The sequence below is a fragment of the Priestia sp. YIM B13489 genome (assembly GCF_042787645.1).
In the GTDB taxonomy this organism is placed as follows: Bacteria; Bacillota; Bacilli; order Bacillales; family Bacillaceae_H; genus Priestia; species Priestia megaterium.
Genome location: NZ_JBHZOQ010000053.1, coordinates 1,423,955 through 1,438,652, shown reverse-complemented (window position 1 = coordinate 1,438,652; position 14,698 = coordinate 1,423,955). Strand labels below are relative to the sequence as shown.

10 protein-coding genes are annotated in these 14,698 nt (G+C 34.0%); 2 read left to right on the top strand and 8 right to left on the bottom strand.

Annotation, left to right across the window (positions count from 1 at the left end):
* Nucleotides 1-76: 76 nt before the first annotated feature.
* From ACFX4W_RS13180 to ACFX4W_RS13170, 3 genes are all read right to left on the bottom strand, one after another.
* A complete protein-coding gene (locus tag ACFX4W_RS13180; protein ID WP_377559183.1) occupies nucleotides 77-1,114 on the bottom strand; it encodes a cysteine synthase family protein in 1,038 nt (345 codons plus the stop codon).
* A gap of 468 nt (nucleotides 1,115-1,582) precedes the next feature.
* On the bottom strand, nucleotides 1,583-2,281 hold the full coding sequence (locus ACFX4W_RS13175) for an alanyl-tRNA editing protein (RefSeq protein ID WP_377559184.1): 699 nt from the start codon (nucleotides 2,279-2,281) through the stop codon (nucleotides 1,583-1,585).
* Between the two features lie 19 nt (nucleotides 2,282-2,300).
* The gene (locus ACFX4W_RS13170) at nucleotides 2,301-3,203 is read right to left on the bottom strand and encodes a GHMP family kinase ATP-binding protein (protein WP_377559185.1); all 903 of its coding nucleotides are present in this window, start codon (nucleotides 3,201-3,203) and stop codon (nucleotides 2,301-2,303) included.
* A gap of 569 nt (nucleotides 3,204-3,772) precedes the next feature.
* Between ACFX4W_RS13170 and ACFX4W_RS13165 the strand changes: the two genes are divergently transcribed.
* Nucleotides 3,773-5,161 (top strand): aminotransferase-like domain-containing protein, encoded by a 1,389-nt coding sequence (locus tag ACFX4W_RS13165; RefSeq protein ID WP_377559186.1) that lies wholly within the window; start codon nucleotides 3,773-3,775, stop codon nucleotides 5,159-5,161.
* 139 nt (nucleotides 5,162-5,300) lie between these two features.
* Nucleotides 5,301-6,614: an MFS transporter gene (locus ACFX4W_RS13160; RefSeq protein WP_377559187.1), complete on the top strand. Its 1,314-nt coding sequence runs from the start codon at nucleotides 5,301-5,303 to the stop codon at nucleotides 6,612-6,614.
* 1,133 nt (nucleotides 6,615-7,747) lie between these two features.
* Here the strand turns inward: ACFX4W_RS13160 and ACFX4W_RS13155 are convergent.
* The 5 genes from ACFX4W_RS13155 to ACFX4W_RS13135 all read right to left on the bottom strand — a co-directional run bounded on the left by ACFX4W_RS13155 (nucleotide 7,748) and on the right by ACFX4W_RS13135 (nucleotide 14,432).
* Nucleotides 7,748-8,737 (bottom strand): ketoacyl-ACP synthase III, encoded by a 990-nt coding sequence (locus tag ACFX4W_RS13155; protein ID WP_377559188.1) that lies wholly within the window; start codon nucleotides 8,735-8,737, stop codon nucleotides 7,748-7,750.
* 317 nt (nucleotides 8,738-9,054) lie between these two features.
* Nucleotides 9,055-10,386 (bottom strand): DUF4179 domain-containing protein, encoded by a 1,332-nt coding sequence (locus ACFX4W_RS13150; RefSeq protein WP_377559500.1) that lies wholly within the window; start codon nucleotides 10,384-10,386, stop codon nucleotides 9,055-9,057.
* Complete coding sequence (locus ACFX4W_RS13145) at nucleotides 10,376-10,903, bottom strand: RNA polymerase sigma factor (RefSeq protein ID WP_098548504.1); 528 nt, start codon at nucleotides 10,901-10,903, stop codon at nucleotides 10,376-10,378. Before ACFX4W_RS13145 ends, ACFX4W_RS13150 begins: the two co-directional genes overlap by 11 nt.
* 290 nt (nucleotides 10,904-11,193) lie before the next feature.
* Complete coding sequence (locus ACFX4W_RS13140) at nucleotides 11,194-13,674, bottom strand: FtsX-like permease family protein (protein ID WP_377559200.1); 2,481 nt, start codon at nucleotides 13,672-13,674, stop codon at nucleotides 11,194-11,196.
* Nucleotides 13,671-14,432 carry an ABC transporter ATP-binding protein gene (locus ACFX4W_RS13135; protein WP_308358887.1) on the bottom strand — a complete coding sequence of 254 codons (762 nt, stop codon included), beginning with the start codon at nucleotides 14,430-14,432 and terminating at the stop codon, nucleotides 13,671-13,673. The genes ACFX4W_RS13140 and ACFX4W_RS13135 overlap by 4 nt, the downstream gene beginning before the upstream one ends.
* Nucleotides 14,433-14,698 lie beyond the last annotated feature (266 nt).

Here is a 14,698-nt window from a genome sequence, read left to right as displayed (position 1 = left end):
ACACTATTTTATTTTCAAAAGGTAAACTGAATAATGTTCCCTAAAATTTATATATTTTATCTTCCTTTACTTAGTTTTACAGAACAGGCTCCTTTTCATCTTGTAGATATGCAAATGACCAATTTTCAACAATTTCTCCGTAGTTAACCATTTTCGGAGAACTAGGTACAAAGAGGTTACTCATACCTTTTTCTTTACGATAATCTTCATTATAAACAGTATGATGGTACCTGTCCCCTCTATCCGGAAATATAGTTAAAATATTCGTACCTTCTGGTACCTGCGAACTTATCCAACGAGAAACAGCATAAACAGCTGCGGAACTATTACCTGCAAAGATTTTTTCATGTTGAGCTAATTCTAAAGTAGCTGAGAAACATTCTTCATCATTGAGCCAATGAACTTCATCTATTATTGAAAAGTCTACATTGCGTGGTACTACACTATTTCCATGTCCACCTTGTAAACGATTAGGTATATCAGGTTGATTAAAAATCACACTGCCTACAGCATCCACGGCTACCACACGTAAATTTGGGTTATTTTCCTTTAAAGCACGTGCTGTTCCACAAAGTGAACCACCACTACCTGCAGAAGCTACTAGAATATTAATTTCAGGCAACTCTTTAAGGACTTCATTTGCTAAACTTTCATAAGCTCTTGGATTATCAATATTCTCGTACTGATGAGGACAGAAAGCATTAGGATTATTACGAAGAAGCTCATCTAATCTATCGAGACGGGCACTTTGCCAGCCACGATCAGACATCTCATGAACTGTTTCTATCTTACACCCCAGAGCTTTCAATTTAGCAATAGTTAGTTTATCAGTACGTGGATCAGTCACAATATGAACATCATGTCCTAAATAAGTACCTACCAACGCAAGTCCTAGCGCCATAGTTCCAGAGGAACTTTCAATGATTGGAGTGCCGTCTTTTAAATCTCCATTCTTTTTTGCCTCCATAATAATTTGTTTTGCAGCCCGATCTTTCATACCAAAAGGATTTAACATTTCTAATTTTGCATAAACTTTTCCTACGGCTGATTGGTTTAGCCTAAGTTCTACTAAGGGGGTGTTTCCAATTGCTTCTATTATATTTTCTCTAAACATCATTATCTTCCTTTCCAATTTTAAGCTTTTAAATTGATTATTAACTTTGTGAAGGTTTTTTAAATCGGTATATAAATAAGGTAATATTAAGATAGCATTTGATTAACATCAGTTTCTTTTTTCTCTATTATCCCCCCCTAAAATTCCGGAAAAAACAATAATACTCCCCCTGAAAATTGTACTTATATACAAATATTGGCGGAGTGCTAATTTTGAAAAGAGACCGGCTAAGTGGATCAAGATATATGATAAATCCTACATGCTTAGCTTGTAAGGACTTTATTCCAGAAAAGGCTAAATACTAAAGTAGCATGTATTATTCCCATTGAAATAAGTATTCCCCACTGATTTAGAGGGAAAAATGAAAAGCTGCTATCTCCTGTCCAGATCTGCCAAATTATCCAGGGTATTAATAATAATGTACCTATACCTTCTGATGAAAAAATCTTCTTTTGTGAATTCTTCAATCTAATTTCCGTCTTCAATTGTTAAATATACTCTCTCTATACTTCTCCCCCTCGTGTTTCTCTTAACTGATATTTTGCCAATATCCTGCGTTTGCCTTACATGTGTACCACCACACGGAATGCGTATATCGCCACAAACCCACACTAGTGCTTCTGGTTCACCCTCTACGGGAAAGTTACTTATAGGAAGATTATCTTCCACTATTGAATTTGCAAGCCTTTCTACTTTATCTAACTCTTCACGATCAAGACGACGATCTGGACTAAAAAAGTCGAATCGAGCTTTGTCTTCAGCAATTCTACATCCTTTCACATGCATCTTTCCGAAAGTTTCAAATGCATAATAATAAACAAGATGAGCTGCAGAATGCATTCTCATTAGCTTATGCCGTCTTTCCCAATTAATCTTCGCTCGAACTTTCATTCCCTCGGCTAAATCTTTTACGGGTTCTTTTAAAATATGTACAATTTCTGTACCAACCTTTATAACGGGGAAATCTTTATGAAAAAATTGCTTCCCACCAATTTTTTGTGTATCAATGACTTCATAATCTTCAATCCATCCCTGATCACCGAGTTGTCCTCCACCCTCAGGAAAAAAAACTGTCTGATCTAAGAAAATTTTATTTCCATCTACTTTAGTAATAGTAGCCGTACATTCCTTCAGATAAGGTTCTTCGAGAAAAAGTTTCTGTACCACATAAATCCCTCCAATAAAATTATTTGGATAAACTTTCTTTACTTAATACATTAAATTCTTGGATTATTGCTTTTGGAAACAAACCTTCAAGCTTACTTTTAGCTAATTCAATTTTTGCATAATTTTTAAAATCAAATAACAAGGATATAATCGATCCACTATGGGCTACCGCAACTCCATAAGCTTCTAATTCAGGGATCAGATTAATAATATTATTCAACTCTTTTTTATAGTGCCGGCGTTGATTTACAAGAGCACTTATCGTTGTAGCCTCTCCTAAAAGTTGAATATCCCGATTTTTAATTCCACGTATTGCTAGATGATAGGCTTTAAAAATTTGTTTTTCTTCTTCTTGTGTATAGGGTATTCTCTTAAATTCAACTGTATCTACAGTACCTCCAAAATCAATAGTTACTAAACTCATGGGCATTATAGGACCTATCTCTTGAAGTAATTTTCCTTCAAAAAAGTCATACACCACTGAGGATTCATACATTACTCCATCTGAAGGCTCAATAGAAACGGAAATTTTTGATATTTGCCAAGGGGTAATGGGATAATTACAGAGTTTCGAAACTGCACGACATACTGCTACAATATCGGCACTACTACTAGCCATTCCTTTTCCTTCAATCAAATCCGATTCGATATTAAGGGAAACTCCCAAATCCTTATTAATTAATCCTAATTCTTTTATATAGCTAAGCAATATTTCTGCAGCCTTTGCAGCTTTTTTCTTGTAACTAGGGCTAACTATGATTTCTCCTCCACTTATAAATGTTGCTTCAACATTAGAATGCAGAGATACAGGAAAAGTGATCATAAAATTCTGACCATCGATACAACCCTGAACAAGCTCTCCACAGGTTCCGAATGCACTTTCTGTTACACTAAGTGTTTTGTTTAAACTTACTGGAATCATAAGAACGTCACCTTTCTCTGTAATTTAATATTATTTTTTATATTCAGTATCAGCAGAAGTTGAAAGATGTAAGCAAATAGTTTTTTTAGAATAAATATAAGGTAAGTTGTCTTGAGATTAAAGAATTACTAGTAATAAACTTTCTGATAACAAAGATTAGTAAAAAATTTTTTTCGTAAATAGATTTTTAAAATTTCAAAAAATAATAATTTTAAATAAGATTTGTGGATTTTTAACGATTATTACTTAATAAACCATTAAACCATAATTAAATTCGAATATAAAATAACATAAAATTGTATTAGTTGGAACCAATGTAAATATTTACAAAACCATACTACATTAAAAAAAATAATATGTAAATTAAATTTTTTAAAATTTTTTAAATATTTTAAATATAATGAATTCCGATAGGAATTATTTATTTTCTTCTATATTAATGAGAGAAAAGGGTAAATTTTTTAAAATGATTGCTATTCTATTTTCACTGCAGAGAGCAATATTAAAGAAAATTATAATAGATTTATAGTTGATACAACCTTATAATTGTATAAAAAAGGAAGTGTGTTATGCCGATTAATTCTTTTGAAAACTATCCGATGAGCTGGAAGCCATCATTTGATAAAACTAAAAAACCAATTTATCAATCACTGGCCGGACAATTAAAACAAGACATTCTAGATGGGAATTTATTACCAGGGACAAAACTTCCGCCGCAGAGGGAGCTGGCCGATTATTTAGACTTAAATTTAAGTACCATTTCAAAAGCTTTTAAAGTGTGTGAATTAAAGGGGCTATTAAGTGCAAGTGTTGGGAGTGGCACATTTGTATCCTATGATGCGTTATCAAATGCATATTTACTTGCAGATACAAAACCAAAGCATTTAATTGAAATGGGAGCAACGCTACCTGATAATGTTTCATATGAGCCACTAGTCCTCCAACTGAAAAGTATGGTGCAAGATACGGATTACGAAAAATGGTTTGGATATGGTCGGACAGGAGAAAGTATTTGGCAAAAAGATGCAGCTATAAAGATAATCCGAAGAGGTGGGTTTGAAACAACAGTTGATCAAATCTTATTTGCAAATGGCGGTCAAAATGCAATAGCTGCCATACTGGCGGGTCTTTGTCAGCCTGGAGATCGTATTGGTGTTGACCATCATACTTATCCGGGCTTAAAGACTGTTGCGGCAATGCTAAGTATACAATTAGTACCGATTAAATCAGAGAATAATCAATTTAATCCAAAAGCCTTTGAACACACATGTAAAAATGACAATATTAAGGGCGTTTACTTGATCCCAGATTATCATAATCCAACTACTTCCTGTATGTCTGTTGAGAACCGAAAAAGGATTGGAGCAATTGCAATAAAGTATAATCAGTTCATTATTGAAGATGCGACTTATCATCTACTCAACCAAAATCCACAACCAGCAGTCGCATCATTTGCCCCAGAGCAGGCCATCTATATTGCAAGTTTATCGAAAGCAATAGCACCGGGTCTACGACTAGCGTATGTAGCAGTGCCACGTCAATTTAAAGAACCAATTTCAAAGGCGCTTTATAATTTAAATATTTCAGTTTCACCTTTGCTAGCAGAACTCGCAGCGCGAACTATAGTATCTAATCAATTTGAAACCTTAATAGATGGGCATCAGCAAGAAGCAATTCGTAGAAACCAACTTGTGAACCGATATTTGGCAGACTATACGTGTTTAGGTGTAGATACAGGAATTTTTCGTTGGTTATTATTGCCAGGAAAAATGACAGGCGCGGAATTTGAATACCTAGCTGCACAGCAAGGGGTACAAGTGTATGCAGCTGAACGTTTTGTAGTTGGCAATAGTTGCCCAGAACGAGCTGTAAGAGTATCTGTTTGTGCGTCAGAAACACTTGAAGAGCTTGAACAAGGATTGATTATTCTTAAACGTTTACTAAAAGATATTATCTAATATTGTTCGCCATACAATTATTATATTGTATGGTTCTTTTTTACATGTTAAGATTATTTAAACCTATTTGGATAAACATGGAATGAGGATAGGGAGTATAAATATATATAGTTTGCTTTCTAGAAAGGGAGGTTAGATTATGTTACATAAAGATAGTGTAAAAGAGTTAGATAGACAATCAACTTACATTCATTCTGCAGAAAAACAAGCACAGCTGTACAAGAGAACATTATTAATTGTAGGTCTTTCACAAATCTTTGGAGGTGCCGGTCTTGCTGCGGGGGTAACTGTAGGAGCACTTCTTGCCCAGCAAATGCTTGGGACAGATGCAGTAGCAGGGTTACCGGCTGCTATATTTACTCTAGGATCAGCAGGAGCTGCTTTAATAGTAGGAAGGCTGTCTCAGCGATATGGACGCCGTGTCGGGCTTGCGACAGGTTTTATAGCTGGGGGAATTGGATCAATTGGGGTTGTCATTGCAGCAATTATAAATAGTATCTTTCTTCTATTCGTTTCTCTACTTATTTACGGAGCAGGGACAGCAACCAATTTACAAGCTCGTTATGCAGGGACAGATTTAGCCAATTCAAATCAACGAGCAACTGCTGTAAGTATGGCTATGGTTTTCACTACATTTGGAGCAGTTGCAGGACCAAACTTAGTAGATGTAATGGGAAAGTTATCATTAGCTATTAATGTTCCAGCACTTGCAGGACCATTCATTTTAGCAGCTTTCGCTTATATTTTAGCTGGGCTTGTATTTTACGTACTGCTTCGTCCGGATCCCTTACTGATAGCAAAGGCAATAGAAAAAAATAGACAAGAACTTGACAATCAAAATAATTCAGCACTTCCTCGACATGCAAATAATAAAAGAGGAATAATCATTGGTGCTACAGTTATGGTACTTACTCAAACCGTCATGGTTGCTATTATGACCATGGCGCCTGTACACATGGAACATAATGGCCATGGTTTAAGTGCAGTAGGAATTGTTATTGGTGCTCATATAGGTTCCATGTATCTCCCTTCACTAGTCACAGGAATTCTAATTGATAAAATAGGTCGAACTGCAATGACTATTGCTTCTGGAGTCACTTTACTTTTGGCAGGTCTTGTAGCAGCTATGGCAACAAGTGGGTCGATGGGTCTCATGGTGATTGCTCTTTCTTTACTTGGACTAGGATGGAATTTAGGTCTGATAAGTGGAACTGCTCAAATTGTTGACTCTACAGAACCATTAACACGCGCTAAAACTCAAGGGACCATAGATGTCTTAATTGCATTAACAGGTGCATCAGGTGGTGCTCTATCTGGAATGGTTGTTGCTCATTCAAGTTATGCAATTCTATCATTAAGTGGAGGTATTTTATCTCTAATATTAATTCCAGTTGTAATATGGGCCCGTGCTGGCAAAAAAGAAATTATACTTAAAGTAAATAAAGAACTTTAAATACAAAATGAGTAAATTAATTAGTTTATCTCTAATTAGATTAATAGGAAGATAAAAAGGACTTTTAATTTTAAGGTCCTTTTTTATTTCTATAGAAAATGCATCTCATATATAGTTCTTATGACCAGTTTCTTCTATATTATATTGTTTTTATTAAAATAAAAATTTACGTTCTTCTATTAAACGTAAAAAGCTTCTTTATCTCTGTTCTACAAAGGCCAATCAATTAAATTAAGAAACTCAATTTTCTTTAAGTTCTTCATAATTTCTCAAATTTTATATACTTAGTAGAAAAAGCTTCTTCCTTCATAACTTTTACAGTTGTAAATTCTTTTCTTTTCTATCGGTTATAAGCTTCAATAAATTCTTGACTGACTTTAGCTTTAGGCCGTCCAAACGATATACCCTTATTCAATGCAGCACCAGTCCCCCTCCCGTTGGCGCTTGCAAATACGATTCTCTTTAGGCCATCCAAGACATAATTTGCAGAACTAGGTCCGCAATAAATGTTCTGAGATTTTTCTTATACTGAGTAGTATCTAACAAAGACATATCCAAGACTACAATGTCTGCCTCTATCTTCTTTATTATCGCACTCCACTCTTGTAAGATTGCTTCCTTATTAAGACTAAAACGATCTAGTGAAGGGATGTAAAGAATATTTCCTTTACAAATCATTCGTTTTAGTATTTGATATTGTTCTCGATTGAATTTTCCCACTTTATTTATTGATAAAAATATCAAGAGGAGAAATGTCCACTTCCTATATAGATTGAAATTGACGCCCTTTACCTTGACCTTGGCTACTCACACATATATATCCAAATCTTCGGTTTTCCATTTTTCTACTCATTTTTTCCTCTTATTTCACCAAAAATATCCGTAAAAGTGTATGGATTTTAGAAGACGTTCGTAATTCATTTTCAAACTTAAACGAATGATAGAAATAATAGATTTTTCATACAAACTAACAGTCCGTAAAAGTATACTTTTATGAACATACTCTATTTATAGAAGTGAATGAAAAAATCCTACATCAAAATAATGTAGGATCTTTTTGTGTTGTCATGCGGATCATCTTTGTTTAAATTATTTGCTGTAAAATTCTTGTTGAAATGATATACATTAATTATTTACTCCTTACCTAAATCCCATTTAATAATATGACCTGCTTGGGTAAGGCCTCCTCCGAATCCGTAGAGTAAGAGAACGTCTCCATCTTTTAATTTCCCTTCGTTTATCCCTATTTGTAGGGCTAGAGGAATGGAAACGGAAGAAGTGTTTCCCATGTACTCGACACTAGTTAATGTCTTCTCAACTGGAAACTCTGATCTTTCACATATAGACTCAACCATTCGTAAATTGGCACTGTGTGGAACAAACCAATTTACTTCACTCTTTTGTAGGTTTGCTTGTTCTAGCAATTCAGCCATACCTAAAGGAATTGTTCGAGATGCCCACTTATATACTTCCCTTCCGTTTTGCACCATCTTGCCACTCGAACTCAAAAGTTGTCCATGCATGGTAGTAGATAAATTGGTGCGGTATACATGTTTACCTCCCTTTCCATTTGTACCAATATGCGTAGCAATAAAACTTGGGCGCTCTGCATCACTTTCGACCAAAACAGCTGCAGCCCCATCCCCAAATAGAACACACGTAGTACGATCCGTGTAATCTGTAACCTTCGATAACGTTTCTGCAGTTACGACTAAAACTTTATGATGAAGTCCAGATGTAATAAAGGCGTTTGCCATGTGTAATCCATATGTAAAACCAGCACAGGTAGCGTTAAAGTCTAGAGCCCCAGTCGCAGGAATATCAAAGTAATCTTGTATTTGGGCTGCTACGCTCGGAAATGCATAGTCCGGTGTGGTAGTTGAGACAATGATACATCCTACATCCTTTAAATCTTTCTGATATTGCTTCACTAAGTTTTCAATTGCTTTAATAGCTAGGTCAGAAGAATATTCGTTTTCATTAGCAATTCTTCTTTCCTTCATGCCAGTTCGTTTCACAATCCATTCATCGTTCGTATCTACAATTCGTTCTAAATCGTCATTGGTAAGTCTTTTTTCTGGTACGTATGTACCTATTGCTGTAATACGTGCAGTTGATTTCATTATATTCACCCTTCTTTTTTACCAAGATATATAAACTGATATTAGTACTAGGTACTAATAAAGTCAATGATTTTATATGAAAAAAATGTAAATTAGGCTTATGTAGACCTAATAATAAAAATAAAATCCTTTAAAACTATTGATGTTAAAGGATTTTTGTTTTTTATAAATTACATTATGGTAACTAAAAATGTATACTTTTACGGACTGTGTGTGTTGTAATCTTAGTAAATTAATATTAAGGTAGCCTCTGAAATAATGAACAATAAAAAAGCTAAGTTTCTTACTCATAGGAGTAAGAAACTTAGCTTTTTCTTTTATCTAGATACTTTGATAACTACACCATTTACATTAATTGCTTTAATTTTCGATAAATCTAAAGGAGAAGAAGGTAGAAATTTAGCTTTAACACTTTTATTGTCACTAAAGTTTTGTAATGAGTCGAGTGATTGAATGCTTCCATTTCTCATTTCCACACTAACTTTCATATCGTCAGTATCTTTAAATTGGCCTTTTCCGTATAGTGTCACACCTAGTGATGAAAGGGTCATTTTAGTTGCTTCCCAACTGCCAAAGTCTTCATTAAAGATCAGACTTTTTTCGCTTTCTACAGAATGCAATTTAAATGTAGTACTCCAATCACCCTTTGTATAATTACCATTAGATACAAGGTCTCCCATAAGCTTTAACTTACTAAGATCTTTACTATTTACATCAAAAATATATTCTACGTAGTTATTTCCGTAAACAGTTTCCCCTGATTTATCTACTCCATAAGAGATGTTAGAAGAAGCATTTATCTTCTTTCCCGAAGGATCAACTAAATAAAAATCTCCATGGCTATCTATATCTTCATCGGACCACTTTGTTTGAACGTGAAGTTGACCATTCACAAATCCAATATTTGATACATGCATAAATTTTATTTTGGGCAGAGAAAGAATGGTTTCGTTAGGCTTTAAGATTTCTATACTTTCTCCCGTGTCGAGTTGGTCAGTAATTTCCCCACCTCCTCCGGATGTACTATCTGTGCTAAGAGAGATTGTATCTACATTTTTATTCTTTAGCTCCGACAGATCAGTATCTATCTTGATTCCCTCATGCTTATGCTTTTGGCTAAGGAAAGAGCTTATTCGCAATTTGATTTTTTTATGATTAAAGTTTGTGCCTCCATTTGCTTGAATTCGTAATGTGGCTGTATTTGTATCTTTATCGTAGTCAACAATTTGGCTATTAAACATATGCCCGTCAGTTAATGTGTAATCATAAAGATCCAGCGTTTTATCAAGGCGATTACCTGTTAAATCTTGCATCGTAACGTAAATAACAGCCATTTCGTCATCGTTCATGGCACCTATAACCTTCATTTTTATTCCTTTATCTTCACTAGTGGTTTCAATAGGTTGAAGAAACAAGGCAATGTCGGGACTAACAAGAGATAGTAAGTGGTTGAAGCTTGGAAATGTCGCTGCGCCTACACCTGCGGAACCTATAAGGAATAAAGCTGCGGCAGCCGGAAATACAATTGCTTTTTTAAACGTTCTTCTGGGTTGCTCTGATTTAGCCTTTTCTACACCGAGTTTGGCTCTCATATGTAATTCTTTTGGAATTTCAATTTGTTCAAGTTCTTGTTTTAGTTTATTCTTCATAAATACCAACGCCTTTCACTTGTTTACGAAGTTTAGCTAAAGCACGATATAAAATAGATTTGGCCGTGCCTAAAGGAATGGTCAACGTCTCAGCTATTTCCCTAAAAGAATAGCCTTCATAAAATCGTAAAATAACAACACTTTTTTCATCTTCATTTAATTCTTCCACTAATTGATGAAGGGATAATGTAAGGGGAATATCTTCAATATCTGAACCGATAATTTCCTCATGTTCTGGATGTAATTGAACGACCTTGCTATTCTTTCTTAGATGATCGATTGCACACCTAATGGTAATCTTGATTAACCATGTCTTAAAGTATTCTGGCTTTTTTAATGTATCTATGTTTTTAAAAGAACGGTATGCTACCTCCTGAACCACATCTAAGGCATCGTCCTTATTTTTAACATAGACATAAGCCATTCGATAAATATCTTGTTCATATGTCTGGAAAAGCTTCAAAAAAGCTTTGTCATTACCTTTTTGAGCTTTTTTAACAATCCTAATAATTGAAATCCTTCCTCTCTGCTTTTTCCTTTTATACTTATTAGACAATGTTAATTGGAGTTTGGCCTAAATTTTTATAAAAAAGACGAAAATATATAATTGGTATTTGCCGTTGCTTTCGTTAGAGATTAATGTTTTATGAATTTTTTAATTACCTTTTTATTAAAATAATTTAACGCATACAATATAGTGCTATGAGGAAACTACTTAAAATGCCTTTAGATATCTAAGATGAACTTCTAATATGCTACAGAAAAAGCTACTGATTCGCGACGAACCAGTAGCTTTTTCTATCCTTTTTATTTATTGTCATTAGTTATTTCCAAAGAGATATTCTGGTTCCCAATTTTATTACCCAAATAAGTAAATAAAATGGTACTACACGTAATCATCGTTACAATAACTGCTGCTAGTACTTTATAGTCGATAATTAGCTTTCCAGGATCTACGAGTAATAAAATATAGGTTAATATAATCCCTAATACTATTCCTATGATTAATCCAATTATGATATAGGTAGTAACCTGTGAAAGGACTATGTTTCGAATTCCTTTAGGCTTAACGCCCATTGTACGCAGTACAGCATATTCTTTTCTTTTTGAGTAGATATTATTTGCCAGCGAATTAAATACACCAACCATTGTACAGACAACCAAAGTTGCTATTACTACTATAAAGATACCCCAACGTTGATAAAACATGGATGTAGCTTGTTTAACGGATTGTTCATAGTTACTGATTTTAATTTCAGGAAACTGACTCTTTATTCCCTCAAGCTCATTGACTGCATCTTTTATATGTGTAGAATCTACATAAAGTGAATAGAAATCAACATCCATCAATTTTCCATTATTCCAATCCAGATAGGCATCCGCACCATTTAACATCTGCTTCTCTATAGAAGTAACGATATAGCTTCCATTTGGCTCAACAGCTTGTTTAGCTTCAGAGAACTCTCCTAATTGAACGGTTTGTCCTACTTTTAAATGATTTTGTTTTGCAAAACGCTCAGATATGATTAAGCTATTATCAGCAGGTTTACTTTTTAATTGAGACATTAGCCCTTGTGTTTGTAACCTTTCTAAATCAACTACTGCATAATCTATATTTATATTTTTGTCCTCTTCTTGTAAATACGCCAATCCTAAAGTGCTAAAATTACTAACAGACTCCACATCCGGTAACTTTTCTACTGCTTTAGTCAATTCTCTAGAGTTTATTTTTGTATTAGAAAGTCGAGTTTCAACAACAATAGGAGTTCGAAAATCATTTTTTAAACTCTCCTGTTCAGTTACTTGAATAGTCCTTAAGGTAACAGATCCAAACACAGCAATAATCATTAAGGAGCTTATTGTTAAAACAATCATTGTATTTTTTTTGACTTGAGGGATTAAATTTTTAATCGCTATGTAATATTCCTGGCCAAATATTTTTTGTCCAAAAGGTAATAGTCCTTCTAAAATTTGGGGTAACCATACAGGGAAAATGATAAAGAACGCCAATAGGATAACAACAGCAGCTATTAGTAGGAAAAAGACCCCATACTCACCCCTAGTTGGCAGCACTTGACTAGCTATTAGTAAGAATAAAGATACACCTATTAAAATCTTAAAAAGAATGACTCTAACTTTAGAATAGCCAAAATCTAAACGCTCATTTTTCTGCATAACCTTAAGAGGTAATATTTTCGCGCTTCTATAAGATGGTATCAATAAAAACAATTGAATGATGATAAAGATACATAAAGCGATAATAAGTGCAATTCCTAAATGAAACTGTGTTGGAGATGAAGAAATCTTAAAGAATTTGCCCATCCATGCATAAACGTATTTTTGACTTAAAAAAGTTACTAACAGGCCTATGCATATACCTGAAAAATTAATAATGATACTTTGAGTGAAAATTAATTGGCTTATTTGCTTTGTAGTGGCTCCTAATGAGCGCATAATAGCAAATTGATTTTTCATTTTATAAAGTAGTAACTCAAAGTTAGAAATAATTAAGAGTGAAGTCACTATTAACACTAAGAAGAATAATACAATAACAAACACTTGTAAGGATTGGAGATTATTCTTAACAAATGGATCTTGCTCTGCTACATCGATTCTTAAATCTTTGTCATACGATTTAATTTGATTCGACAATGTTAATACATTCGTGCCCTTTTTTGCTTTAATTAATAAGTAGGTAGCATCTGCATGTACATGCTCATTTAATCTGTTGTACTCTTTGGCTGTTTTCTGATTCATTAGGATCATGTCAGGAGCAATACCTGTAGCATCAAGGTCATTTATGACTTCTACTAAGGTAAAGGAGTGACCTTGAATAGACACTTTGTCTCCAACCTTAGCATGTAATGTTTTAGCTAGCGCTTTATTCATCGCTATAGAATCATCGTTTAAAAACTGTTTGAAATGATAACGACTCTTTGCCAAGTCACTGTTTTCTACACCTGCTGTGTAGGTAGAAGAGTTAATCTTATCTAGGGTAACATGCGTGATTGATACTCTAGATAGTTGCTCCACGTTCTTATTTTGTGCTATCTGCTCTGTTAAGCTAGGTGAAACAACTTTACTTTGATCGATGTTAAACCCCACAGATAAATCCATATCTCCATACATCTGCTTCAATTCATGTTTTAGAGTACTTTGAGCGTTAAATGAAAATAAAACCATGCTTAAAGTCAGCATGACTGCAATAGCGATACTAAGTATGGAGGAAAATACAATAAATTTATTGGTACGAAAAAGTCTAAATGCAAGTCCTTTCAATGATTTCATACTACTTGCCTCTTCGTAATCAGCTTAAACTTCTCCAAGATATATTCTAAATCGTTATGCGCATTACACTTGTATTCATCTACAATATAGCCATCATGAAAAAATAGCACACGATCTGCATACGTGGCCACGTGAGGGTCATGCGTGACTAACAAAATACTCTGTTTAAGTCTTGTTTTTGTGTCTACTAAAGCATTTAAAATGTCTACAGATGTATTAAAATCTAAATTTCCTGTAGGTTCATCAGCTAAGATGATAGGAGGTTCTGTAATAATGGCTCTTCCTATAGCTACACGTTGTTGTTGTCCACCTGACAGCTGAACAGGTCGATGAGATTTCCATTCTGTCAGTCCTATAAGTTCCATCACTTGATGTACCTTTGACGTAATGAGTCCTTCTTTTACTCCTTTTAGAATTAAAGGAAGGGAAATATTCTCCTCTACGGTTAAATCTTTTAACAAATGAAAGGACTGAAAGATAAAACCAATATTGTCTCTTCTATATAACGAGGCTTGAGGTTCCTGGAACATTTCTTTTGAATACTTTCCATTTACCTTAATAGATCCCGTTGTAGGTTCATCTAACGCACCTAAAATATTTAAGAGCGTACTTTTCCCTGAACCACTTGTCCCCATTACAGCAACCATTTCTCCTTTATACAGTTGAAAAGAGATATCTTTTAGTGCTTCTACTTGTTGCTGTTCACTCTTATAAATTTTTGATAAGTCTTTAATGTCTAATACTGTTTGTTTACTCATGTATTCACCTCGAAGTATGTTTTCATCACAAAAAATAAATCTGACCTTTCTTGTTGCAAGGAAACGTGTTCTGAACCCTTTGCCACCTACAAGTAGTACGTCTATAAATGGAAAAAGTTTCATAATTGCGTAAAAATAACTATAAATTTTTATCATCTGCTTTTTATATAGCTTCTTTTATTACAAAATTTTTTCCGATAACATGTCTTATGTTAACTACAAAAGTATACTTTTACGAACTTATAGAAAACCTATATTTTTATTAA